The 21,065-nt window shown below is 74.7% G+C and carries 23 protein-coding genes, 1 tRNA gene and 1 pseudogene; 10 read left to right on the top strand and 15 right to left on the bottom strand.

Annotated elements, in window-relative coordinates; translation table 11 throughout:
• Positions 1–7 precede the first annotated feature (7 nt).
• On the bottom strand, positions 8–1,498 hold the full coding sequence (locus ACF9IK_RS16275; protein WP_395294918.1) for a PLP-dependent aminotransferase family protein: 1,491 nt from the start codon (positions 1,496–1,498) through the stop codon (positions 8–10).
• Positions 1,499–1,780: 282 nt separating this feature from the next.
• Between ACF9IK_RS16275 and ACF9IK_RS16270 the strand changes: the two genes are divergently transcribed.
• The 4 genes from ACF9IK_RS16270 to ACF9IK_RS16255 all read left to right on the top strand — a co-directional run bounded on the left by ACF9IK_RS16270 (position 1,781) and on the right by ACF9IK_RS16255 (position 5,331).
• A complete protein-coding gene (locus ACF9IK_RS16270) occupies positions 1,781–2,683 on the top strand; it encodes a sigma-70 family RNA polymerase sigma factor (protein ID WP_395294917.1) in 903 nt (300 codons plus the stop codon).
• A gap of 256 nt (positions 2,684–2,939) precedes the next feature.
• Complete coding sequence (locus ACF9IK_RS16265; RefSeq protein WP_395294916.1) at positions 2,940–3,302, top strand: YciI family protein; 363 nt, start codon at positions 2,940–2,942, stop codon at positions 3,300–3,302.
• Positions 3,303–3,307: 5 nt separating this feature from the next.
• Complete coding sequence (locus ACF9IK_RS16260) at positions 3,308–4,546, top strand: RNA polymerase sigma factor (protein ID WP_395298594.1); 1,239 nt, start codon at positions 3,308–3,310, stop codon at positions 4,544–4,546.
• A complete protein-coding gene (locus ACF9IK_RS16255; RefSeq protein ID WP_395294915.1) occupies positions 4,543–5,331 on the top strand; it encodes an alpha/beta fold hydrolase in 789 nt (262 codons plus the stop codon). Before ACF9IK_RS16260 ends, ACF9IK_RS16255 begins: the two co-directional genes overlap by 4 nt.
• Here ACF9IK_RS16255 and ACF9IK_RS16250 read toward each other — a convergent pair.
• The 3 genes and pseudogenes from ACF9IK_RS16250 to ACF9IK_RS16240 all read right to left on the bottom strand — a co-directional run bounded on the left by ACF9IK_RS16250 (position 5,249) and on the right by ACF9IK_RS16240 (position 5,716).
• Entirely contained in the window at positions 5,249–5,470 is a 222-nt protein-coding gene (locus ACF9IK_RS16250; protein WP_395298593.1) for a DUF397 domain-containing protein, read from the bottom strand. The two genes, ACF9IK_RS16255 and ACF9IK_RS16250, sit on opposite strands and share 83 nt — an antisense overlap.
• A gap of 8 nt (positions 5,471–5,478) precedes the next feature.
• Positions 5,479–5,538 (bottom strand): annotated as a pseudogene (locus ACF9IK_RS16245) (hypothetical protein); the annotation flags it as partial.
• A complete protein-coding gene (locus ACF9IK_RS16240) occupies positions 5,525–5,716 on the bottom strand; it encodes a hypothetical protein (RefSeq protein WP_395294914.1) in 192 nt (63 codons plus the stop codon). The gene ACF9IK_RS16240 and the pseudogene ACF9IK_RS16245, both read right to left, overlap by 14 nt.
• A 52-nt stretch (positions 5,717–5,768) precedes the next feature.
• On the opposite strand from ACF9IK_RS16240, the gene ACF9IK_RS16235 reads away from it, so the two are divergent.
• Positions 5,769–6,452 carry a GNAT family N-acetyltransferase gene (locus ACF9IK_RS16235; RefSeq protein ID WP_395294913.1) on the top strand — a complete coding sequence of 228 codons (684 nt, stop codon included), beginning with the start codon at positions 5,769–5,771 and terminating at the stop codon, positions 6,450–6,452.
• A 236-nt stretch (positions 6,453–6,688) separates the two neighbouring features.
• Here the strand turns inward: ACF9IK_RS16235 and ACF9IK_RS16230 are convergent, their stop codons facing one another.
• Complete coding sequence (locus ACF9IK_RS16230; RefSeq protein WP_395294912.1) at positions 6,689–7,300, bottom strand: dihydrofolate reductase family protein; 612 nt, start codon at positions 7,298–7,300, stop codon at positions 6,689–6,691.
• 148 nt (positions 7,301–7,448) lie between these two features.
• Here ACF9IK_RS16230 and ACF9IK_RS16225 point away from each other — a divergent pair, with 148 nt between their 5' ends.
• Complete coding sequence (locus tag ACF9IK_RS16225; RefSeq protein ID WP_395294911.1) at positions 7,449–8,450, top strand: class I SAM-dependent methyltransferase; 1,002 nt, start codon at positions 7,449–7,451, stop codon at positions 8,448–8,450.
• On the opposite strand, the gene ACF9IK_RS16220 is transcribed toward ACF9IK_RS16225, so the two are convergent.
• Positions 8,447–9,235: an NRDE family protein gene (locus ACF9IK_RS16220; protein ID WP_395294910.1), complete on the bottom strand. Its 789-nt coding sequence runs from the start codon at positions 9,233–9,235 to the stop codon at positions 8,447–8,449. The genes ACF9IK_RS16225 and ACF9IK_RS16220 overlap by 4 nt on opposite strands.
• A gap of 345 nt (positions 9,236–9,580) precedes the next feature.
• On the opposite strand from ACF9IK_RS16220, the gene ACF9IK_RS16215 reads away from it, so the two are divergent.
• From ACF9IK_RS16215 to ACF9IK_RS16205, 3 genes are all read left to right on the top strand, one after another.
• Entirely contained in the window at positions 9,581–10,480 is a 900-nt protein-coding gene (locus ACF9IK_RS16215; protein ID WP_395294909.1) for a GNAT family N-acetyltransferase, read from the top strand.
• A 162-nt stretch (positions 10,481–10,642) separates the two neighbouring features.
• Positions 10,643–11,119 (top strand): carboxymuconolactone decarboxylase family protein, encoded by a 477-nt coding sequence (locus ACF9IK_RS16210; protein WP_395294908.1) that lies wholly within the window; start codon positions 10,643–10,645, stop codon positions 11,117–11,119.
• A 10-nt stretch (positions 11,120–11,129) separates the two neighbouring features.
• Positions 11,130–11,942 carry an isocitrate lyase/PEP mutase family protein gene (locus ACF9IK_RS16205; protein ID WP_395294907.1) on the top strand — a complete coding sequence of 271 codons (813 nt, stop codon included), beginning with the start codon at positions 11,130–11,132 and terminating at the stop codon, positions 11,940–11,942.
• 145 nt (positions 11,943–12,087) lie between these two features.
• Here ACF9IK_RS16205 and ACF9IK_RS16200 read toward each other — a convergent pair whose 3' ends face one another.
• The 8 genes from ACF9IK_RS16200 to ACF9IK_RS16165 form a co-directional block, all read right to left on the bottom strand.
• Positions 12,088–12,348: a hypothetical protein gene (locus tag ACF9IK_RS16200; RefSeq protein WP_395294906.1), complete on the bottom strand. Its 261-nt coding sequence runs from the start codon at positions 12,346–12,348 to the stop codon at positions 12,088–12,090.
• A 30-nt stretch (positions 12,349–12,378) separates the two neighbouring features.
• A complete protein-coding gene (locus tag ACF9IK_RS16195; protein ID WP_395294905.1) occupies positions 12,379–13,497 on the bottom strand; it encodes a cytochrome P450 family protein in 1,119 nt (372 codons plus the stop codon).
• Positions 13,461–14,966 carry a cytochrome P450 gene (locus ACF9IK_RS16190; protein WP_395294904.1) on the bottom strand — a complete coding sequence of 502 codons (1,506 nt, stop codon included), beginning with the start codon at positions 14,964–14,966 and terminating at the stop codon, positions 13,461–13,463. Before ACF9IK_RS16190 ends, ACF9IK_RS16195 begins: the two co-directional genes overlap by 37 nt.
• A complete protein-coding gene (locus ACF9IK_RS16185) occupies positions 14,963–15,589 on the bottom strand; it encodes a GTP-binding protein (RefSeq protein ID WP_395294903.1) in 627 nt (208 codons plus the stop codon). Before ACF9IK_RS16185 ends, ACF9IK_RS16190 begins: the two co-directional genes overlap by 4 nt.
• Positions 15,567–15,914: a DUF742 domain-containing protein gene (locus ACF9IK_RS16180; protein ID WP_395294902.1), complete on the bottom strand. Its 348-nt coding sequence runs from the start codon at positions 15,912–15,914 to the stop codon at positions 15,567–15,569. Before ACF9IK_RS16180 ends, ACF9IK_RS16185 begins: the two co-directional genes overlap by 23 nt.
• The gene (locus ACF9IK_RS16175; RefSeq protein ID WP_395294901.1) at positions 15,911–16,324 is read right to left on the bottom strand and encodes a roadblock/LC7 domain-containing protein; all 414 of its coding nucleotides are present in this window, start codon (positions 16,322–16,324) and stop codon (positions 15,911–15,913) included. The genes ACF9IK_RS16180 and ACF9IK_RS16175 overlap by 4 nt, the downstream gene beginning before the upstream one ends.
• Positions 16,308–17,630 (bottom strand): ATP-binding protein, encoded by a 1,323-nt coding sequence (locus tag ACF9IK_RS16170; RefSeq protein WP_395298592.1) that lies wholly within the window; start codon positions 17,628–17,630, stop codon positions 16,308–16,310. The genes ACF9IK_RS16175 and ACF9IK_RS16170 overlap by 17 nt, the downstream gene beginning before the upstream one ends.
• Positions 17,631–17,777: 147 nt before the next feature.
• Positions 17,778–20,093, bottom strand: coding sequence for a SpoIIE family protein phosphatase (locus ACF9IK_RS16165; RefSeq protein ID WP_395294900.1), 2,316 nt, complete (start codon positions 20,091–20,093; stop codon positions 17,778–17,780).
• 187 nt (positions 20,094–20,280) lie between these two features.
• On the opposite strand from ACF9IK_RS16165, the gene ACF9IK_RS16160 reads away from it, so the two are divergent.
• Positions 20,281–20,357, top strand: a tRNA-Ile gene (locus tag ACF9IK_RS16160).
• Between the two features lie 87 nt (positions 20,358–20,444).
• Here the strand turns inward: ACF9IK_RS16160 and ACF9IK_RS16155 are convergent.
• Positions 20,445–21,014, bottom strand: a complete 570-nt coding sequence (locus ACF9IK_RS16155; RefSeq protein ID WP_395294899.1) for a TetR/AcrR family transcriptional regulator — start codon at positions 21,012–21,014, stop codon at positions 20,445–20,447.
• Positions 21,015–21,065 lie beyond the last annotated feature (51 nt).

Here is a 21,065-nt window from a genome sequence, read left to right as displayed (position 1 = left end):
CCGAGCCTCATACCCCGCGCAGCAGCTCGCAGAGCGCGTCCACTGCGGCCGGGAAGAGCCGGTCGGGCGGCGTCGCGTAGCCGACCACCAGGGCGGGTGCGGCGTCCGGGCCCGGCGGGGGCGCGGCGAGGTGCCAGCCGAGCACGCCGAACACCAGGCCGGCGGCCTCGGCGCGGGCCAGCAGCTCGGCCTCCGACGGTGCGCCGGGCGGCAGTTGCAGCACGGCGTGCAGGCCGGCGGCGATCCCGGTCACCCGGACGCGCGGGGCCCGCTCGGCCAGCGCCGCGACCAGGTGGTCACGGCGGCGCCGGTAGTGCAGCCGGGAGCGGCGGACGTGGCGGTCGTAGGTGCCGGAGGTGATCAGCTCGGCGAGTGTGAGCTGGTCGATCACCGGGGACATCCCGTCCGCCTGCTGCTTGAGCCGGGCCACCGGCTCCACCAGTGCGTCCGGCAGTGCCAGCCAGCCGAGCCGCAGACCGGGGGCGAGGCTCTTGGCGGCCGTGCCCGCGTACACCACCCGCTCGGGGTCGAGTGCCTGCATCGCGCCGAGTGGCTGCCGGTCGTAGCGGAACTCGCCGTCGTAGTCGTCCTCGATCACGTACCCGTCGTGCGTGCGGGCCCAGGCCACGGCGGCGGCCCGGCGCTCGGCGGAGAGCGCGGCACCGGTCGGGAACTGGTGGGCGGGGGTGAGCAACACCGCCGCGTCCCGCCGTCGGGCCAGCAGCTCGGTGCGCGCCCCGGAGCAGTCCAGCGGCAGCGGTGCCGTGGTGAGCCCGGCGGCCCGGACCACCTCGTGCTGCGGCGGAAGCCCGTACTCCTCCACGGCCAGCGAGCGGGCGCGCCGGCCGCGCAGGGCGGCGCAGAGCAGGCCCAGCCCCTGGGTGAACCCGGCGCAGACCAGCAGGTGGTCGGGGTCGGTCCGGACGCCGCGGACCCGGGCCAGGTAGTCGGTGAGCGCCTGCCGCAGCTCGATCCGCCCGAGCGGGCTGCCGTAGTCGAAGGCCTCGTGCGGGGCGGTGGCCAGGGCCCGTCGGGCGGCGGAGAGCCAGGCGGTCCGCGGGAAGAGCGAGACGTCAGGCCGTCCCGGGGCCAGGTCGTACCGGGCGGTGCGGCGGTCCAGCGGCGGGTGTGCGGCCCGCCGGGCCGGGCGGGGGGTGGTCCGCTCGGCCACCGTGGTGCCCGAGCCCTGCCGGGAGCTGAGCCAGCCCTCGGCGGTCAGCTGCCCGTACGCCTCCACCACGGTGTTCCGGGCGATTCCGAGGTCCTCGCCGAGCGCCCGGGAGGACGGCAGCCGGGTGCCGGGCGCCAGCCGGCCGTCCTGGACCGCCTCCCGCAGCGCGTCCTCCAGGGCGGCCCGGACCCCGGCGCCGGCGGCCCGCCGCCCGGTGAGGTCGAGGTGCAGGTCGCCGCCGAACGCGGTCCAGGAGGCGGCCCCGGTGATGGCCCGGGGGGTCCGGGAGGTCCGGGAGGTGGCTCGGGAGGTCCGGGAGCTGGTCATGGGCCGTTCCCTGCGGGCGTGGACGGATCGGTACGGGGGATTATCGCCCCACTCGGGCGCGGCGCGGTCCCGCGGGCGGCGCGGTGCGGTCCCGCTGCGCCGGCCGGAGGCGTGACGGACCGTCACGGAGGTTTCCCGGAGCGGCAGTCCGGGGCGCTCGCTGCGATCGGCGGAGACGGCCTCCGGGTCTCCGCAGGTCAGCGCGGATGCCGCGGCGCGGGTCCGTTCCGTCGGTTAGCGTCCGTCAGTGGACCGACGGATCCCGACCCGAGGATGTGACCGATGAGCGGGGAAGAACTGCTGGCCCGGCGCTTCGAGGAGGAGCGCCTGCAGCTGCGGGCGGTCGCCTACCGGATGCTCGGCTCACTGACCGAGGCCGAGGACGCCGTCCAGGAGGCCTGGTTCAAGCTGCACCGCAGCGACGTGGGGGAGGTACGCAACCTCGGCGCCTGGCTGACCACCGTGGTCGGCCGGATCTGCCTGGACATGCTGCGCTCGCGCACCGCCCGCCGGGAGGACGCGATGCCGGACCAGGAGGACCGGCTCCGGCTGCCCGACCCGGTGGTCAGCCGCGTCCAGACGCTCGACCCCGAGCAGGAGATCCTCGTCGCGGACTCGGTCGGCATCGCGCTGATGATCGTCCTTGAGGCGCTCTCCCCGGCGGAGCGGCTCGCCTTCGTCCTGCACGACATGTTCGAGGTGCCCTTCGACGAGATCGCCCCGATCCTCGGCCGCACCTCCGCCTCCACCCGGCAGCTCGCCAGCCGCGCCCGCCGCCGGGTCCAGGACGCCGCCCCGGTTCCCGACGCCGACCTGGCCCGGCAGCGCCACGTCGTGGACGCCTTCCTCGCCGCCGCGCGCGGCGGCGAGTTCGACGCCCTGCTCTCCGTGCTCGACCCCGATGTGGTGGCGCGCTCCGACGGCGGCGCCCTGCGGCCGAGCCTGCTGCGCCGCGGTGCGGCCGAGGTGGCCTCGCAGGCGATCACCTTCGCCCGGTTCGCGGTGGAGGGCCGCCACGTGCTGGTCAACGGCGGGCCCGCGGTGCTCTCGTTCGCGGACGGCGAGCCGCTGTCGCTGATGGCCTTCACCATCCGGGGCGGCCGGATCACCGCCCTGGACGTCCTCACCGACCCGGAGCGCCTGGCCGGCCTGCTCGCGGGCGTGGACCTCGGCCCGGAGGACTGACCGCCCCGCCAGGACCGCCGCCCGCCGCTCGTGGGCCGGGCGGCGGGCCGGGCGGCGGGCTCGGGCGTCACCGCTGACTCCGGCAGGTCGATACCGATATGTTGATCATGCCGATGGGGGGCGTCTTCCGGGCCGTTCGACGGCCCGCGAAAAGGATTCGGGAAATGTCGTCGGACGATGTCGAGGTCCCGGCACCCGCTCCGACTGAAGGGTGAGAGCGCGCCGGAGGGGCGCGCACGACGGGAGGACACCCGAGATGAAGTACGTCGCGATGATCTACGGCAACCAGGCCAAGTGGGACGCGTTCCCGGCCGAGGCCTGGCCCGAGGCGATCGCCAAGCAGGACGCGTTCAACAAGAAGTACCGCGAGAGCGGTGAGCTGATCGGCGCCTACGGCCTGGCCGACGCGGCCGCCGCCCAGCTGGTGCGCCGCCGGGAGGGCCTCCCGGTGGTCACGGACGGCCCGTACCTGGAGACCAAGGAGTACCTCGCCAGCTTCTACCTGCTGGACTGCGAGAGCCTGGAACGGGCCCAGGAGATCGCCGCCGACATGCCGTTCGCGGATGTCGAGCCGGTCGAGCTCTGGCCGATCCTGCACGATGCCGCGGCGGACGTGTGACCGCCCTGCCCCACGCGACCGAGGACCTGCTGCGCGAGCTGGCGCCGCAGGTCCTCGGCGCGCTCGTCCGCCGCTACGGCGCCTTCGACACGTGCGAGGACGCCGTGCAGGAGGCGCTGATCGCGGCGGCACAGCAGTGGCCCGAGGCCGGGACGCCGGAGAACCCCCGCGGCTGGCTGCTCACCGTCGCCTCCCGCCGCCTGGTCGACCAGGTGCGCAGTGAGAGCGCCCGGCGCCGCCGCGAGGACGCCCTCGCCCTGGCCACCCCGCAGTCCGCGCTGATCGGCCACGCGGCGGACGGCACGCCGGAGAGCGACCGGGACGACTCGCTGGCACTGCTCTTCCTCTGCTGTCACCCGGCGCTCTCCGCACCCAGCCGGATCGCGCTGACCCTGCGCGCGGTCGGCGGCCTGACCACGGCGCAGATCGCCGCCGCCTTCCTGGTGCCCGAAGCGACGATGGCCCAGCGGATCAGCCGGGCCAAGCAGAACGTGAAGGGCGTCGGCCTGGCCGTGCCCGGCCGCGCGGAGCACGCCGAGCGCCTGGCGGACGTCCGGCAGGTGCTCTACCTGGTCTTCAACGAGGGCTACACCGCCAGCAACGGCACCGATCTGACTGCGCCGGCACTGGCCGTCGAGGCCATCCGACTCACCCGGCTGCTGCACGGCCTGCTGCCCGAGGACGCCGAGACGGCCGGCCTGCTCGCACTGATGCTGCTCACCGAGGCCCGCCGTCCGGCCCGCACCGGCGCCGACGGGGAGCTGGTGCCGCTCGCCGAGCAGGACCGCGGCCGCTGGAACGGGCGGCTGGTCGCGGAGGGCGTGGCGCTGCTGGAGCGGTTCCTGCCGCGTGGGCAGGCCGGTCCGTACCAGCTGCAGGCCGCCGTCGCGGCGGTGCACGACGAGGCCGGGTCGGCGGAGGCCACGGACTGGCCGCAGATCCTCGCCCTGTACGAGCTGCTGGAGGGGTTCGGGCCCAACCCGGTGGTCACGCTCAACCGCGCGGTCACGGTGGCCATGGTGCACGGCCCGGAGGCCGGGCTGGAACTGCTGGCCGTGCTGGAGGGGGAGAAGAACCTCGCCCGGAACCACCGGCTGCCCGCGACCCGGGCCCACCTGCTGGAACTGCTCGGCGACCGGGCCGGTGCGGTGGAGTCCTACCGGGAGGCGGCCCGCCGCACGACCAGTGCGCCCGAGCGGCGCCATCTGACCGAACGCGCGCGGCGGTTGGAGGGGGCGGAATGACGGTGGTGAGGTACGTCGAGAGGGACGGGGTCCGGCTCGCCTGCCGCGACTCGGGAGGGCCGGGAACAGCCGTCGTGCTGCTGCACGGGCTGGCGGGGCACGCGGGGGAGTGGGACGCCGTGGTGGCGGCCCTGGGCGGGCGGTTCCGGACGGTGGCCGTGGACCAGCGCGGCAGCGGCGCCAGCGAGCGGCGGCCGCAGGACGTCTCGCGGGCCGCGTACGTGGCGGACGTGCTCGCCGTGGTCGGGCAGCTCGGGCTGGAGCGACCGGTGCTGGTCGGCCAGTCCTACGGTGGGCATGCCGCGATGCTCACCGCTGCGGCGCACCCCGAGGCGGTGAGTGGGCTGGTCGTGGTCGAGGCGGGGCCGGCGGGCTCGGACCCGGAGACGCTGGCGGGGGTCGCCGGCTGGTTCGACGCCTGGCCGGAGCCGTTCCCGTCGTTCGAGTCGGCTGTGGGGTTCTTCGGCGGTGGAGCGGTCGGGGAGGGCTGGGCGGCGGGGCTGGAGCAGCGCGACGGCGGCTGGTGGCCGCGGTTCGACAGCGGGGTGATGGTCGAGAGCCTGGCGGAGAACTCCCACCGGTCGTGGTGGGACGAGTGGGAGCGCATCGGGTGCCCGGTCCTGGCCGTGGTCGGGCAGTCCGGGATCATCGACGCGCAGCAGTTCGACCGGATGCTGGGCACACGACCGGAAACGGTGGCGGTCAGCGTGCCCGGCACCGGCCACGACCTGTACCTGGAACGGCCGGCAGAGCTGGCCCGGCTGATCGGCGAGTTCGTCCGGTAGGCAGGGATCGGCCGAACTCGCCCGCGCGGACGGCGGTGACGAAGGACTGCCAGGCGCCGGGAGTGGAGGCGAGCACTGGCCCGTCGGGGTCCTTGGAGTCCCGGACCGCCCGGGCGCGGCGTCGTCCACCTCGACGCAGGTGCCGTTGTTGCCGCCGCTGTGGCTGCTCTTGCGCCACTGGCCGGGCCGCTGGTCAGTCTTGCGCATGTTCGTGTTCCTCCGCCGCCGACACGATCAGGGCCAGGGACGCCTCCGGCGACAACGCGACGGCCCGCACCAGATCGCGGGACTCACGGCATCGCGCCGACAGCCCAGAATCATCGATGAGTCGCCCTGCGTGAGGACCTCCGGCACAAGCAAGCGCCGGTGCGTCCGCGAAGGCCATCAGCGACAGGATGCCTCCCGTCCACCGGTTGCGGTCATGTTCTAATCGCCGGATGGCGAAGATCGAATCAGAGCTGATACGACGTTGGCTGAGCGGCTGGACCGTGGCTCGCTCCCTGCCCGAGGCGGAGCCGGTCGAGTCCCCAGGGGACGGCCTGCGGTCCAAGTGCGACCAACCCGGCCGTGAGGTCGAGGTGTTCGCGCTGCGTGCGGATGAGGAGCCCGAGTCCTTGGCGCGGCTGGCGGCAATCGTCGCCGCCGCCGGGCAGGCCACCTGGCTCACGGTACCTACGCTGCGCCCAGGCGCCGTCGAAGCCGTCGTCAGCGCTGCCGGACTGGAGTTGCTCCACCGGTCCGAGTGGTTCATGACGACCGATCTGACCGAGCACCCGCAGCACGCACCCGCCGCGCCGTACGAGCGCGAGGTCCGCACGGAGGGAGCGGTCACGGTCGTCTCCCTCCACGGCCCCTCCGGAGAGGTGGCGGCGCGCGGCACCATCGCCGTGGTCGGCGCCGATGCGATCGCCGATCGCATCGAGACGGACCCGGCGCACCGCCGACGCGGCCTGGGCCGCGCCATGATGAGCTCTCTGGCGGAGGCCGCCGTGGCCCACGGCGCCCGTACCGGTCTTCTCATCGCCAGTGAGGAAGGCCAGCGCCTCTACTCCTCCCTGGGCTGGCACCGCGAAGCCGACGTCCTGATCGCCCGGGGGCCGGTGGTTCTCTCCAACGGGTAGGACCGGCTCACGCGCCTGCCTGTCCGCGAGTACGCACGGCGTACTCGTGCGGATTGGCCTCCGATCACGGCCCCCTGTCAGAGACCACCTGCAGGAAGTCGAAGCGCGCTGTCGCACGGGCCGGGCGCGATGTGGAGGGCGGCGGTGTCGCAGCCGCCGAAGCGCCGCCACCGTCCTCGTGAACCTGTTGCCGGGCGCCGCCGTTCAGCGCCGGGTCGGCTGCTCGGCGCGGTCGGCTACGCCTGCTCCGGCTCGGCGTCCGCCGCCGTCGCGGGCCTCCGGTACGTGAGGAGCACGGAGCCCTGGTCGAAGGTCCGGCTCTCGGCGAGCTCGAAGGTGCGAGCCGCGAAGTCGGCCGAGAACAGCGGGATGCCGGAGCCGGCCACGATCGGGTAGAGCTTGACGATCAGTTCGTCGATCTCCGGCAGCAGCTGCCCGGCCAGCGAGCCGCCGCCGCAGAGCCAGATGTCGAGCCCCTCCTCCTGCTTGAGGCGGCGGACCACCGACAGCGGGTCCTCGGCGGTGACCTCGACGGCCGGGTCCGGGCTCTCGGCGATGGAGTGGGAGAAGACGATCTGCCGCAGGTGGGCGTACGGGCTGGTGGCGCCGACGGCCAGCCCCGGCTCGTAGGTGTTGCGGCCCATCAGCACGGTGTCGTAGCGCTTGTTGGGCGTGTCGTCGATGCCCGCGGCGACCCGGGCCGGAGTGAAGACGGTGTCCGCGTACTCGGTGGACAGGCAGGAGGCGTAGTCGCCCGTGACGTACGGGAAGAAGAACTCGAAGCCGCCGTCGGGCGTGGCGATGAAGCCGTCGATGGTGCTGCCGATGAAGTAGCTGAGCTTGCGCATCCGTGTCCTTGATGTCGTGGTGCCGGTCCGGCCCGCCACTCGAACCACGACAGTTATAGTACTTCGAACGTAGTGGTTGCAAGGGTTTTCTGAGGGGAAGTCGGCTTTCGTCCGGGAGGTCGCACGTGAAGGTCCTACGCTCGGCGTCATGACCGTGCCCGCGTACCCGGCCGCCGTCCGCGCGTCGTACGACACCGTCGCCGAGGACTACGTCCGGCGGGTGGTCCCGCCGGACGCCATGGACCCGGTGTCCCGCGGCGTGCTCGCCGCCTTCGCCGAACTGGTGCGGGCGGACGGCCTCGGCCCGGTCGCGGACGTGGGTTGCGGGCCGGGCCGGGTGACGGCGCACCTGGCCGGGCTGGGCGTGACCGCCTTCGGCATCGACCTGTCGCCGCGCATGATCGAGCTGGCCCGCCGGGCCCACCCCGCGGTCGACTGCGCGGTCGGCTCGATGACCGGCCTGCCGCTTCGCGACGCGGGGCTGGGCGGCCTGCTGGCCTGGTACTCGACCCACCACACGCCTCCGGGGCAACTTCCCCTCGTGTTCGCGGAGTTCCGCCGCTCCCTTGCTCCCGGCGGCCGCCTGCTGCTGGGCGGCCACGCGGGCGAGACCGCCCACCTGCGGCCCGCGCGGGGCTACGGCCACCCGGTGACGTACGAGTCGTACCTCCCCCGCCGACCAGCAGGCCGCACTGCTGGACCGGGCCGGGTTCGCCGTGACCGCGCGGGTGGAGCAGGCGGCCGAGCGGCCCGGCCGGTCCCACGTCTGCCTGCTGGCCCGGGCCGTCTGACGTCCATCCCCGCGCGGGAAGTCGGGCCCGCCGACCTCCTGGGCAGGGAGTGCCCGAAGCCGCGCCCGGTGTGCGCGGGCGTGCACCTTCTCCCCACGCGGTGGGGCGTCGGACGGGCCGGTCTCCTGCGCATCTGCCCGTCTGGGTGCTCAGCGCGCCTCGGCGCGCAGCTCCTCGACCAGCCGTGCGACGGCCTCCGGCTCGCGCAGCATCGGGCGATGGCCGGAGGCGGCAAGCCGGACCGGTCGGCAGCCCGGGGGCAGGGTCATCGCCCTCTCGCTTCTCAGGGGGTGCCGGCCCTGGTAGGCCCCCGGTCAACCACGCCTCCCGACAACGGTGTTGTCGGGGCCGACCCCTAGATGATCCGCCGCCACCGGTCGTCGGCCGGGCCGCTCACGGGGGCACGGCCGAAGTCGTACCGCAGTCCGTCAGGTCCGAAGGCCAGCAGGGATATCGAGGAGGAGCCCCAGATCCGGCCGTCGCCGAAATCCCGGCGCTGGACCAGCGCCTCGGGGGCGTCCAGCGGCAGGCCGTCGCCGGCCACGATCGGCAGCCAGGCGCCCCATGCCTCCTCCGCGGGCCCGGCCAGCGGCTCGGGTCGGGCGGCGGCCTCGAAGCGGGCGCGGAAGTGCGCGGCGCGGGCGGCCATCAGCGTGCGGACCAGCTCCGAGGTGGTCCGGGTGGCGGCCAGGCCCTCCAGCCCGTCGTTCAGCACCACGCTCAGGCCGGTCGGCAGTTCGCGCTCCTCGGGGCTGCCGCCGCCCCAGCTCAGCACCCGGGCGCCGTCCGGCCGGACGACGACCAGGTGGAAGGGGTCGTAGCGCTCCAGGTCGAGGTGGCCGATGCCGCCGTCGCGGACGGCGGTCAGCGGCAGTTCGCCGCGCGAGAGCCGCGCGTGCGCGGGGGCCATCGCGCCGAAGCCGTTCAGCAGGCAGGCCGCGACCGGCCGGGTCCCCGGGCCGCCCGGCTCGACCGCCAGCCACGTCCCGCCCGCGGCGCGGTCGAGCCCGCCGAGAACCGAGGGCTGCCCGGGCCAGTGGTGGTCCGGAGGCAGCCACGGCCGCCCCGCGTACTCGTCCCGCACCGACAGCAGCAGCACCGGCACCGCCGACGACGGTTCGATGCTGACGAACGCGGTACACACGCGGCTGGCCCCCTGGTCTTCCCGGTGGTCTTCCCGGTGGGGCGGCCGGACACCGCCCCGCCGCCGATCCTCGCACGCACGTTCGCCGATCGGAACAGGCGGAACATCCGTGACAGCCGGACCGGACGGGGCCCGGCCGCCCCGCCGCCGCACCGGACCCGGCCGGAAACCCGTGGACGGCCCGCGGAAGATCACGTACCGTGTGGCATCACGCCCCGAGACGGACGGAAGGAGGCGAGTGCCGTGCAGTTCACACCTCTCCAGCGCTCCCTCTTCCTTTGTCCCGGCGTGTTTCGTCAGTTCTGACCGGGAGCGCTCCAAGCAGCCTGTATCCCGGAGGAATCCATGACCGATCCGGTCATCCGCGCGCTCTCCGCGAGCGACGCCCATCTCTTCGACGCACTTCCCGACCCCCTGGGCGCCCGTGAAGGCCATCGGCGCACCCGGTTCCGCCCCGACTGGAAGCGCGTCGCCCTGCGCGACGGCGAGGTCGTCGCACGCGGCGCGTGGTGGGGCGGCCCCGACGACGCGGAGCCGGTCAACATCAACTGGTTCGACGTGGCCGAGGGCGAGGAGGAGGCCGGGGCCGAGCTCCTGCGCTCCGCTCCCTGGAAGGTCGAACTTGAGATCAACCTGCCCGGCGGCTGGCGGGAGGAGAGCGCCCTGCGCGCCGCCGCCGAGGCCCGCTTCGCCGCCGCACGGGCCGCAGGGTACGAACTCCTGGTGGAACGCTTCCTGTACCGCTGGACCCCGGAGCGAGGCCTGCCCGAACGGCCCGGGCGTCTGCGCTTCAGCGCAGAACCCGACGACGCCGTGTTCTTCGACGTGCTGCGCCGCATCCACTCCGCCACCCTGGACGCCCACGCGCTCAGGGCCGTCGAGGAGGGCGGCCTCGACCAGGCCGCCCGGGAGGAACTCGACTTCTTCCACTGGTGCCCCTCCCCGCGGGAGTGGTGGCAGATCGCGCACACGCCGGAGGGCGAGCCGGCCGGCATCCACATCCCGGCCCACAACCCCTCCGGCCCGACCATCGGCTTCATCGGGGTCGTCCCGGAGCAGCGCGGTCGCGGCTACGCCTACGACCTCCTCGCGGAGTGCACCCACTTCCTCGTCGAGCAGGGCGCGGAGTTCATCACCGGATCGACGGACCGGGCCAACTTCCCGATGGCCGCGAACTTCGCCAGGGCGGGATTCCCCGTCGTCCGTGAACGCATGAACTTCCTCCCGGCGAGCCGGGCGGCGTAGGCCCGACCAGGGCTCCCGGGCCGGGGCCGACCAGGGTTCCCGGGCCGGGGCCGGCCGCGGGGTTCCGGCACCCCGCGGGCGGCCCACCACCTGAAGTGGCCCATGATCCCCGGCCCCGATTGTGCCAAGGAGGCGGTCCAATCCCCGCCTAGGCTGGCCGGTATGACGACGACGAACGAGACCGCCACCGTGTCCGCCCCCGAGCAGCGGATCTCCCTCCCCGACCTCGCCCCCGAGTTCTACCAGGCCATGATCGCCCTGGACCGGGCCGCCAGGAAGGGCGTCGACCCGGCGCTCGCCGAGCTGGTCAAGGTGCACGCCTCGATGATCAACGGCTGCTCGTTCTGCATCGACATGCACTCCACCGACGCGCTGAAGAACGGCGAGCAGAACCACCGCCTGCTCTCCCTGCCGGCCTGGCGCGAGACCTCGTGGTTCACCGCCAGGGAGCGGGCCGCCCTGGCGCTGACCGAGTCGATCACCCTGCTGACCCGGGGGCACGTCCCGGACTCCGTCTACCAGGAGGCCGCCGAGCACTTCGATCAGGCCGAGCTGGCGCAGCTGATCGCCCTGATCGTCACCATCAACTCCTGGAACCGGATCGGCGTCGCCTCCCGCCTCAGCCCGGCCGCGAAGTAGGGTCGCCACCATGACGCCCACTCAGCAGCACAAGGCTCGCGTCCTGCGCGAACTCCACCGCCCGGGCGAGCCGTTGGTGCTCGCCAACGTCTGGGACGCGGCCGGCGCCCGGCTGGTCGCCGCCGCCGGGGCGCGGGCCGTCGCCACGGCCAGTGCAAGCGTCTCCTGGAGCCTGGGCAGCGCGGACGGCGACGCGGCCGACCGCGACGAGGTGCTCGCGCAGACCGCGCTGGTCGTGCGCGCGGTGGAGCTGCCGGTGACGGCCGACCTGGAGAGCGGCTACGGCGCCACCGCGGCCGAGGTCGGCGAGACGGTGGCGGGGCTGCTCGCCACCGGCGCGGTCGGGGTGAACCTGGAGGACGCCCACCGGTCCCCGGCCGAGGCCGCCGAGCGGATCGCCGCGGCCCGGGAGGCCGCCTCCCGGGCCGGGGTCGACCTGTTCGTCAACGGGCGCACCGACGTCTTCCTGCACGGGATCGGAGAGCCGGCCGGACGGCTGGACGAGGCGGTCGCCCGCCTGCGCGCGTACGTCGAGGCGGGTGCGGACGGGGTGTTCGTGCCGGGAGTCGCCGATCCGGAGACGATCGCGGCCCTGGTCGCGGCCGTTCCGGCGCCGCTGAACGTGCTGGCGGGGCCCGGTTCGCCGTCGGTGCCGGAGCTGGCGGAGCTGGGCGTGGCCCGGGTGAGCCTCGGCCCGGGCCTGGCCAAGGCGGCGTACGCGGCGGTGCGCCGGGCCGCCGAGGAGGTCTACGGCGCGGGGACGTACACCGCGCTCGACGGCGGGCTGACCTACCAGGAGCTGAACGCCCTCGCCGGGGGCTGACGGCTGACCGCTGCTCGGGCCCCGGCCCCGGGGCCGCAAGCGCCGGTCCGGTTCGGGCACGCTCGGGGGAGCGCCCGAACCGGACCGGAGGCCGCTGCGCGGGCGGCCCCCCGGCACGGGCCCGGGCCGCTTCAGGACCTGCCCGTCAGTTCAGGACCTGCCCGCTGATCCCCGGGTGCTCCATCTGGCCCGTGCCGACGGCCTCCACCTGCTGGGCGGCGTGGCCGACCAGCGGCAGCTTGCCGGCCTCGTGGAGCGCCAGGTCGGTGGGGGAGAGGTTGAGCCCGCTGGAGAGCCCGTCCAGGGCGTCCGGCTGGGAGGCGACCGAGGTCGCGGCGGACGCGGTGGGGGCGGCCAGGGCGAGGCCCGCCATGGTGAGGGCGGCCAGGGTGGCGAGTTTCGTCATGACACGCCAAACGACCCGGCCGCCCTCAGGTCACCCGCGCGGCCCGACCGTCACCCGCAGCGTCCGCACGCTGTTGCTGACGAACGAGCCGATCGGCTCAGCCCCCGGCTCCTCCGCCAGGGCCAGCCGCGGGAACCGCTCGAACAGCGACCGCAGCGCCGTCTCCGCCTCCAGCCGGGCGAGCCCGGAGCCGAGGCAGAAGTGCGGGCCGTGGCCGAGCGAGAGGTGCCGGTTCGGCTGCCGGGTGACGTCGAACCGGTCGGCGTCCGGGTGGTGCCCGGCGTCCCGGCCGGCGGCGGCGTACGAGGCGAGCAGCGCCTCGCCGCGGCGGATGACGGCGTCGCCGACCTCGATGTCCTCGATCGCGTACCGCATCGGGAACTGTCCGACCGGCGAGTCGTAGCGGAGCGTCTCCTCGACCACCGCGGACCACTCCACCTCACCGTCCAGCGCCAGCCGGAGCTGGTCGGGGTGGGCGAGCAGCGCGCGCACCGCGTTGGTGATCAGGTTGAGCGTGGTCTCGTGGCCGGCCACCAGCATCAGCAGCAGGGTGCCGACCAGCTCCTGCTCGCTGAGCCGGTCCTCGGACTCGCGGGCGGCGATGAGGTCGGTGGTGAGGTCGTCGCCGGGCTCGGCGCGCTTGGCCGCGATCACCGAGCCGAGCAGCGCGAACAGGCCCTGCTGGGCGGCGAGGGCGGCCTCGGGCGTGGCCGAGCTGGAGACCAGGACGTCGGAGAGCTCGTGCAACTCGTCCTGCTGCTTCGGCGGCAGGCCCAGCAGCTCGCCGATCACCTGCATCGGGAGCGGGTAGGCGAAGTGCCGGCGCAGGTCGAACTCGCCCTCCAGGAGCTCGATCCGGTCCAGCAGGGCGGTGGTCCGGGCCTCGATCGCGGGCTGCAGCTCGGCGATCCGGCGCGGGGTGAAGGCCTGGGTGACCAGCCCGCGCAGCCGCCGGTGGTCATCGCCGTCGGCGGTCACCATGCCGGGCACGGTGACGAAGTTCAGCAGCGGCCAGCCCTTGGGCAGCCGGCCCTCGGTGAACGTCGTCCACAGCTGCGGGTTCTTGCCGACGCGCGGGTCGGCGAGCAGCGCCTGGAGGGTGTCGTGGTGGGTTATCGCCCAGACCACCACCCCGCCAGGGAGCTCCACCAGGACCGCCGGGCCGGCGTCCCGGAGTCGGGCGTTCTCACCGTGCTGGTCGCGGCCGAAGGGGTCGAGCCGAACGGGCTCGACGGGCCGGCGGCCGGGCTGTTCGGTTCCAGGGGCGGCGGTGTCCATGCGGGCCTCTCGGGGGCTGGCGGGCGGGGCGGGGTGAAGGCGCTGTAGAGCACCGGCAGGCTGACCAGGGCGCGCGACCAGGGCGACGGCCGCCACGCCAGGTCGTGCGGCGGGACGGCGAGCTGGAGGTCGGGCAGCCGGTGCAGCAGGGTCTCGACCGCGGTCTCGACGATGATCCGGGCCGGGTGCTGGGCCGGGCAGACGTGCCTGCCGGCGCCCCAGGCCAGGTGCGCCCGGTTGCCGCCGAGGGTGCCCTGCGCGGCGGCGGAGGCGCCCTGGGCCGCGGGGTCGGCGTTGGCCGCGGCCAGGCCGAGCACGAGCATGTCCCCGGCGCTGATGTACTGGCCGCCGAGCACGGTGTCGCCGGTGGCCCACCGGCCGGGGAAGTTCTGCGTCGGCGGGTCGCGCCAGAGCACCTCCTCCAGCGCGTCGGTGACGGTCAGCCGGCCGCCGGTCAGGGTGGCCCGGAAGCGGCGGTCGGTGAGCAGCAGCCGCAGCGTGTTGCCGATCCAGTTGATGCTGGTCTCGTTGCCGGCGACCATCATCACCACCACGTGGTGCACCGCCTCCTCGTCGGTCAGCCCGGCCGGGTGGGCCAGCAGCCAGGAGGTCAGGTCGGCACCGGGCGTCCCGCGGCGGCTCTTGACCAGGTCGACCAGGATCGCCTGGAACTCCGCGTTGGCCTTGACGGAGTACTTGCTGCTGTCGACGAAGTGGTTGATCAGCTCGACCAGCCGGGGGCCGGCCTCGGCGGGCAGACCGAGCAACTGGGTGAAGACCAGCAGCGGCAGTTGGCGCGCGAACTGGGCGATCAGGTCGGCCGTGCCGTCCGGACCCCAGCTGTCGATCAGCGAGTGGGCGGCGGCCTCGGTCGTCCCGCGCAGCCGGCGGTGGTCGATCTGGGCCAGTGTGTCGGTGACGGCGGCGCGCAGCCGCTGGTGCTCGGCGCCGTCCAGGTTGAGCAGGGTGGGCCGCCAGGCGGTCATCGGCAGCAGCCGTGAGTCGGCGGCGAGCCGCCCCTCGGCGGGCACCCGCCAGCGGCGCGAGTCCTTGGAGAACAGCGCCTCGTTGCGGGTGAGTTCGAGCAGCTCCGGGTAGCCCAGCACCAGCCAGGCCTCCACCCCGGGCTCCAGCTCGATCGGGGCGACCGGGCCGTACCGGGCACGCAGGTCGGCGTAGAGGCCGTGCGGGTCGTCGGCGACGGCGGAGCCGTAGAGGGCCGGCAGCGGCACACCGGTGGGCATGCCGGCGCCGGCCGGGACGCCGCCCGCGTGCGCGGGGCAGCCGGGCGGGGGGCCGGCCGGGTGCGGCCCGGACGTGCCCGGTTCGGGGGCGGTCATCGCTGGAGCTCCAGGACGGAGGTGGCGTGCAGGTGGCTGACGAAGTCGATCAGCAGGTCGTAGGCGGCCCGCCGGTCCCGCGCGTCGCAGTACAGGATGGGCACGTCGGGCAGCAGGTCGAGGGCCGAGCGCAGCTCCTCCTCCGGGTAGCTCGGGGTGTCCGGGAAGGTGTTGACGGCCACCGCGAACGGGATCTGCTGCTCCTCCAGCCGGCCGAGCACGTCGAAGCTCTCGTCCGGGCGGCGCAGGTCGACCATGGCGATGGCGCCGAGCGCACCGCGCGAGAGGTCGTCCCAGAGCGGCCAGAACCGCTGCTGGCCCGGGGTGCCGAAGAGGTAGAGCGCGAGCCGCGGGTTGAGCGTGATCCGGCCGAAGTCCAGTGCGACCGTGGTGGTGGTCTTCCCGGCGCGCCCGGTGAGGTCGTCGACGCCGCTGCTGGCGGCCGTCATGGTCTCCTCGGTGCGCAGCGGGGTGATCTCGCTGAGCGAGCCGACCAGCGTCGTCTTGCCGACCCCGAACGGGCCGGTGACCAGGATCTTCACCGCACCCAGGACGGAGGCCGGAAGATACTGCGGCTCGGCGGGCGGGCCGGCGGGGGCTTCAGCGGAGTTGGCGGAGGCCAACGAGCACCTCTTCCAGGAGGGTCGTGGGCAGGCGTTCGGCCTGCGGGACGGGCGGGAGCACCTGGACGGCGCCGAGGTCCTGGAGATCGCCGACCAGCACCTTGACGACGCCGAGCGGCAGCCCCAGGTGGGCCGCCACCTCGGCGATCGACAGCAGGCTGCAGCAGAGGTCCAGAATGCGCTGGTGCTCGCGGTTGAGCAGCGCGTCCTCGGGCAGTTCGGGCCGGTCGGGTAAGGCGCTGACCAGGCTTTCGACGGCGAGCGCGGCGCGGGTGGGCCGGCTGCGCCCGCCGGTGATCACGTAGGGCCGGACCGGCCCGTTCACCGCTGGCCCCCCACCGGGTGGTCCACCCGGGGCGGGCTGGTGAGGTGGGTTCCGATCCGCTCGACCAGCACCTGCATCTGGTAGGCGACCAGGCCGGCGTCGACGGCCTCGTTGGTCACCACGGCCAGGTGGGCGCCGGCGCCCGCGGCGACGATGAAGAGGTAGCCGCCGCCGTACTCGATGATGATCTGGCGGGTGGCGCTGCCGTGGCCGCCGAAGCCCTGGGCGACACCGCGGGCCAGCGACTGCAGACCCGAGCAGGCGGCGGCGAGCCGCTCGGCGTCCTCGCGCAGGATGCCCGCGCTGCGGCCGATCTCCAGGCCGTCGTTGGACACGACGACGGCGTGCTGGACCTCGGGGACGGAGACGATGTCGGCGAGCAGCCAGCCGAGGTCAGGGGTGGTGGTCATGGAACTCTCCGGAGCGCTGGGGAAGCTGGGGGGAAGGGGGAGGAGAAGCTTCGGTGGCGGCCTGGGCCCGGGCGGCCGAGCGGCCGCTGGCGGTACCGGCCTGGAACATCGCCATGAACGTCTGGGCGTCCCGCGCGGAGCGGTACGGCGGGGCGGGCGCCTGGGCCGGCGCGGCCGGCGCGGCGTGGCGGCTGGCACGGTCGCGCCGGTGGCTCCGGCGGGGCAGCGGGGGCGGGGTGGCGGGGCCGGCCGCGGGGGGCCGTTCGGTCGGCGGGGTCTCCAGCAGCGGGTGGACGGCGGGCGGGTGCTGCCCCGCCGCCCGGATGTGGTCGGCGGAGCCCTGGTACGGGGGCGCGGGCGCGCGGAGCGGTCCGGGGGAGAACGCCCGGTCCGCGTGGCCGAGGCCCGGGACGGTCGGCGGCAGCGGCTCGGTGAGCAGCGCGTTCGGCAGCAGCACCACGACCCGGACGCCGCCGTACGGCGAGGGCGCGGAGCTGAGCGTGACCCGGAACCCGTACTGCTCGGAGAGCCGGCCGACCGCGGCGAGGCCCAACTGCGGTACCTCGCCGAGGCGGGAGACCTCCAGCGTGGAGCCGCCGGCCAGGGCGGAGGCGGCCTTGGCGACGGCCTGCTCGGGCATGCCGACGCCACCGTCGTCGATCTCGATGACGGCACCGTTGTGCACCGGCATCAGGGTGACGAACACCTGGGTGCTGGGCGGGGAATAGCGGGTGGCGTTGTCGAGCAGCTCGGCCACGGCGTGGATGAGCGCCTCGGCGGCGGCGCCGACCACGGCGGTCTCGATCCGGCTGCGGACCACCACCCGCTGGAAGGGCAGGATGCGCGACTGCGCGCCGCGCACCACGTCCTCCAGGGAGACCGGCTCGGGCCAGTGCCGCCCGGCCCGGGCGCCGCAGAGGACGGCCAGGGTCTGGGCGAGGCGGGCCTGTTGGGCGGCGGCGTGGTCGGCCTTGAGCAGGCCCTCCAGCAGCGCCGGATCGTCGTGGGTGCGCTCCATCTCGTCCAGCAGGGCCTGCTGGTCGTGCGCCATGACGAGGATCCGGCGGGCGACGCTCAGGAAGGCCCGCTGGGTGGAGGCGTTGAGCTCCTGCTCCTGCTGGACGGCGGCCAGTTCGCTGCCGCGGCGGGCCAGTTCGGTGTTCAGCCGCTCCCGGAGGAGGGTGATCTCGCGCTGTTGCCGGTCGGCCCGGCTGCGTTGGGTGGCGGAGACCGCGCGGTAGCGGGCGGCGGCCACGAGGGCGAGGGCGGCGAGAACGCCGGCTGCCGTCACGCACCACTGAGTCATCGTCACGCGGCGAATTCTAGGGTGATGATCCTACGAAGATGTGAATGGATCTCGCCATGTGACCGGATCTCGTCAACATCCCGTCAATACGGCGGCAATCAGACGTCCTTCGGGTCCGATCGGCCCCTCCGTCGGCCGGTGGGCGCGCTACCGGGCCGGCGACACCCGGTGCAGCAGGAGCAGCGCGACATCGTCCGGACGAGAGCGGCGCTCGGTCACGTTGAGGGTGAGCAGGTCGGCCAGCCGCTCCAGGGCCGGCGCCGGACCGATCAGGACCGGACCGGTCTGCCGGGCCCACAGCTCCAGGCCGCCGAGCATCCGCTGGACCGACTCGTCGTAGTCCTCCTCGCGGTCCTCGACTAGGCCGTCCGTGTACACCAGCAGGGTCTCGCCCGGCGCCAGGTGTCCGACCGCCGGCGGGTACGGCACCCCCGGGTCCACGCCCAGCGGCGGGCCGCCCGGCAGGTCCAGCTCCACCGCCCGGGCGTCGCCGGTGATCAGGACCGGGGCCGGGTGCCCGGCGCGGGCCGCCTGCAGGGTGCCGTCGGCCGGGTCCAGGGTGAGGTAGAGACAGGTGGCGAAGAGGTCGGTGTCGAGCCCGGAGAGCAGCCGGCCGGTCCGGGCCAGCGTCGCCGCCGGATCGTGCCCGTCGGTGGCGTAGGCCCGCAGGGCGCTGCGCAGCTGGCCCATCACCGCGGTGGCCTCGGCGTTGTGGCCCTGGACGTCGCCGATCACCAGGCCGATCCGCCCGTCCGGCAGCCGCAGCAGGTCGTACCAGTCGCCGCCGATCTGCATGCCCTCGGTGCTGGGCAGGTAGCGGGCGGCGCTGGCGATCCCGGGCAGCCGGGGCAGGGTGCGCGGCAGCATCGCGCGCTGGAGCTCGGTGGCCCGGTGGTGGTGCGTGTCGTAGAGGCGCGCGCGCTCCAGCGACTGCGCCAGGATGCCGGCGAACGCGGAGTACAGGGTGCGGTCCTCGCGGCCGAAGACCCGCTCGGCGGCGAAGGTGATCAGGCAGGAGCCGACCTGCCGGCCCGAGGCGACCAGCGGCAGCACCGCCCATGCGGCCGGGGTGAGCGGCCCGCCGCTGTTCTCCGGCGACCGACCGGTCCGTCCGGGTTCGCTGAACAGGGGGGCCGAGCGGGCCAGCGCGTGCTGCATCACGCTCTCGGAGAGGTCGGCCAGCCGGGCCAGCTCGGTGCGGCGCGGGCCACCGTAGACGGTGTGCGAGACGGGCAGCAGCCGGCCCTCGTCCACCAGGTCCAGCACGATGCTCGCGGCGCCGAACGCCGGCCGGGCGACGTCGGTCACCGCGGTGGTGACGTCCCGGACGGTGACCGCCCGGGACAGCGCCCGGGTGAGCGCCAGCAGCAGCGCAGAGCGGGCGGCGGTCGCCGCCGCGTCGCCCTCCGGCGGTTCGGGTGACGGCTGCTCGGCGGCACGGGTGCGGTCCCGGTCGGCCAGCAGGCCGGCGATCCGGACCGGCCGCCGGTGCACGTCCAGCATCACCTCGCCGGTCTCCTCGACCCGCACCACGCCGCCGTCCCGGCGCAGCACCCGGTACGTGATCCGGTACGGGCCGCCGGCGGCCAGTGCCTCGGCGAGCGCGGCCTGGACGTCCGGCAGGTCCTCGGGGTGGACGATCCGGTCCAGGTCGGGGGCGGGATCCGCGGCGCCCTCGGCCGGCGGCGGCCGGCCCGTCACCCGGTAGGCCTGGTCGTCCCAGTACGTCTCGCCGGTGACCAGGTCCCGCTCGAAGGCGCCGTGCCCGGCGGAGCGGACGGCCAGCGACAGCATCGGCTGGCCCGGTCCGGTGGCCCGGCCGGCGTCGCCCCCGGTGGCCCCGGGGCCGGGCCGGACGCCGCCCACGGGCGCGCGGTCCCCGGGATGCGCGTGGTCGAGCAGGTGGGCGAGGCGGTGGCCGCAGGCGTCGGCCAGGGTCTCCAGCACGTCCAGATCGCGCCGCGGGACGGTGCCCCGGTGGGCGAGGGCCAGGCCCAGGACGCCGATCGGCTGTTCGTCGACGATCATCGGCAGGGTGATGACGGCGACCATGCCGGTGCCGGTGCCGGTGCCGGTGCCGGTGCCCGTGCCGGTGTTCGGGTCCGGGTGGTCGATGCCGGTGCGTTCGGGGCTGAGCAGGTAGGGGCGGCGCAGTCGCAGCGCCATCGCCGCCGGCAGGTCGCCCGCCGGGTCGACCACGCCGTAGCGCTCGCGGGCCCAGTCGGGCAGGCCGTGGGAGGCGGTGAGCCGGAGCACTCCGGCGGAGTCCAGCAGGTAGAGCGCGGAGCCCTCGCCGGTGATCCAGCCCGGGCCCTCGGCGAGGACCGTGCCGAGCAGCTCGCTCGCGCTGGTGCAGCCGAGCAGTAGCCGGACGCAGCGCATCGCGCTGCGTGCGCTCGGGCTGCTCCGCGGCACCCGGTTCTCGTCCTCGGATGGGGGAAGCCACGGCGAGGTCAGGTCCATGGGATGGCCTTTCCGCCGCCCTGTGGGGCTCTGCCGGATCGGGCTCTCGACTTCTCGTACCTTGTTGCCGGCCAATCTATCCCGTCTTGCCTGATTGGTCCCGATCGGTCCTGATCGGTTCCGGTCGCCGTCCGGTTGCCGGGTGCCGGGGCACCCGTCACGGTCGAGTAGGATGGCGGTTCGGCGAGGGCCTATAGCTCAGACGGTTAGAGCGCTTCCCTGATAAGGAAGAGGCCACAGGTTCAAGTCCTGTTAGGCCCACCACCACGCCGCAGGGCCCGGAGCGATCACGCTCCGGGCCCTGCGGCGTTTCCGGGGACGCCCCGTCGCTTCGGCGTGCCGGGGTCCGGGTCAGGGCGCGGGCCAGGCGCGCAGGCCCCCGGTCAGCACGGCGACCAGGCGGTCCTCGGTGACGGCGAGGTCCTCGGCGAGCTGGAAGGCGCCGCCGATGGAGAGCGAGGCGAAGCCGTGCGCAACCGAGCGGACGGTCCGGGCCGCGTGGATCGCCTCGGAGCCCTCCAGCCCGTATGCGCGGAGCACCGCGACGATCACGCCGACCAGCCGGGCCGCCGCCCGGGCGAGGTCGTCGTCCGGCTGCGGGGACTGCGGGAGCGCGTGGTAGCGGTGCGGGTGCTCGGTCGCGTACCCGAGGTAGGCGCGCAGGACCGCCGCGACGGCGTCGTCCCCGCCCCGGCCGACGGCCGCCTCGGCCAGCCGGTCGGCCAGCTCCTCGGTGACCCGGACGGCGACCAGCCGCCGCAGCTCGGCCAGCCCGCCGCTGACGTGCTTGTAGAGCGAGGGCGTGGCCACCTTGGCGCGGGCGGCGACCGCGGCCAGGGTGAGGGCGTCCGCGCCCTGCTCGTCGATGAGGGCGAGGGCGTGGTCGACGACCTGCTCGGGGGTGAGTCCTACGCGGGGCATGGGGAACGGCCTCCGTGGTTCCGGGGTGGGGGTTCGGCGCGCGCGGGCGCG

Origin of the sequence: Kitasatospora hibisci, from assembly GCF_043950205.1 — a bacterium.
GTDB lineage: Bacteria > Actinomycetota > Actinomycetes > Streptomycetales > Streptomycetaceae > Kitasatospora > Kitasatospora hibisci.
Note: the sequence above shows the minus strand (reverse complement) of the source record. Positions and strands in the feature narration are given on the sequence as shown.

Coding starts and splice junctions, on each gene's coding strand:
- ACF9IK_RS16210 (WP_395294908.1), top strand. CDS start 10,643: ATGACGACGACGAACGAGACCGCCACCGTGTCCGCCCCCGAGCAGCGG.
- ACF9IK_RS16200 (WP_395294906.1), bottom strand. CDS start 12,348: ATGACGAAACTCGCCACCCTGGCCGCCCTCACCATGGCGGGCCTCGCC.
- ACF9IK_RS16170 (WP_395298592.1), bottom strand. CDS start 17,630: ATGACTCAGTGGTGCGTGACGGCAGCCGGCGTTCTCGCCGCCCTCGCC.
- ACF9IK_RS16205 (WP_395294907.1), top strand. CDS start 11,130: ATGACGCCCACTCAGCAGCACAAGGCTCGCGTCCTGCGCGAACTCCAC.
- ACF9IK_RS16165 (WP_395294900.1), bottom strand. CDS start 20,093: ATGGACCTGACCTCGCCGTGGCTTCCCCCATCCGAGGACGAGAACCGG.
- ACF9IK_RS16225 (WP_395294911.1), top strand. CDS start 7,449: ATGACCGTGCCCGCGTACCCGGCCGCCGTCCGCGCGTCGTACGACACC.
- ACF9IK_RS16275 (WP_395294918.1), bottom strand. CDS start 1,498: ATGACCAGCTCCCGGACCTCCCGAGCCACCTCCCGGACCTCCCGGACC.
- ACF9IK_RS16190 (WP_395294904.1), bottom strand. CDS start 14,966: ATGACCGCCCCCGAACCGGGCACGTCCGGGCCGCACCCGGCCGGCCCC.
- ACF9IK_RS16230 (WP_395294912.1), bottom strand. CDS start 7,300: ATGCGCAAGCTCAGCTACTTCATCGGCAGCACCATCGACGGCTTCATC.
- ACF9IK_RS16240 (WP_395294914.1), bottom strand. CDS start 5,716: ATGGCCTTCGCGGACGCACCGGCGCTTGCTTGTGCCGGAGGTCCTCAC.
- ACF9IK_RS16270 (WP_395294917.1), top strand. CDS start 1,781: ATGAGCGGGGAAGAACTGCTGGCCCGGCGCTTCGAGGAGGAGCGCCTG.
- ACF9IK_RS16215 (WP_395294909.1), top strand. CDS start 9,581: ATGACCGATCCGGTCATCCGCGCGCTCTCCGCGAGCGACGCCCATCTC.
- ACF9IK_RS16265 (WP_395294916.1), top strand. CDS start 2,940: ATGAAGTACGTCGCGATGATCTACGGCAACCAGGCCAAGTGGGACGCG.
- ACF9IK_RS16235 (WP_395294913.1), top strand. CDS start 5,769: ATGGCGAAGATCGAATCAGAGCTGATACGACGTTGGCTGAGCGGCTGG.
- ACF9IK_RS16175 (WP_395294901.1), bottom strand. CDS start 16,324: ATGACCACCACCCCTGACCTCGGCTGGCTGCTCGCCGACATCGTCTCC.
- ACF9IK_RS16155 (WP_395294899.1), bottom strand. CDS start 21,014: ATGCCCCGCGTAGGACTCACCCCCGAGCAGGTCGTCGACCACGCCCTC.
- ACF9IK_RS16255 (WP_395294915.1), top strand. CDS start 4,543: ATGACGGTGGTGAGGTACGTCGAGAGGGACGGGGTCCGGCTCGCCTGC.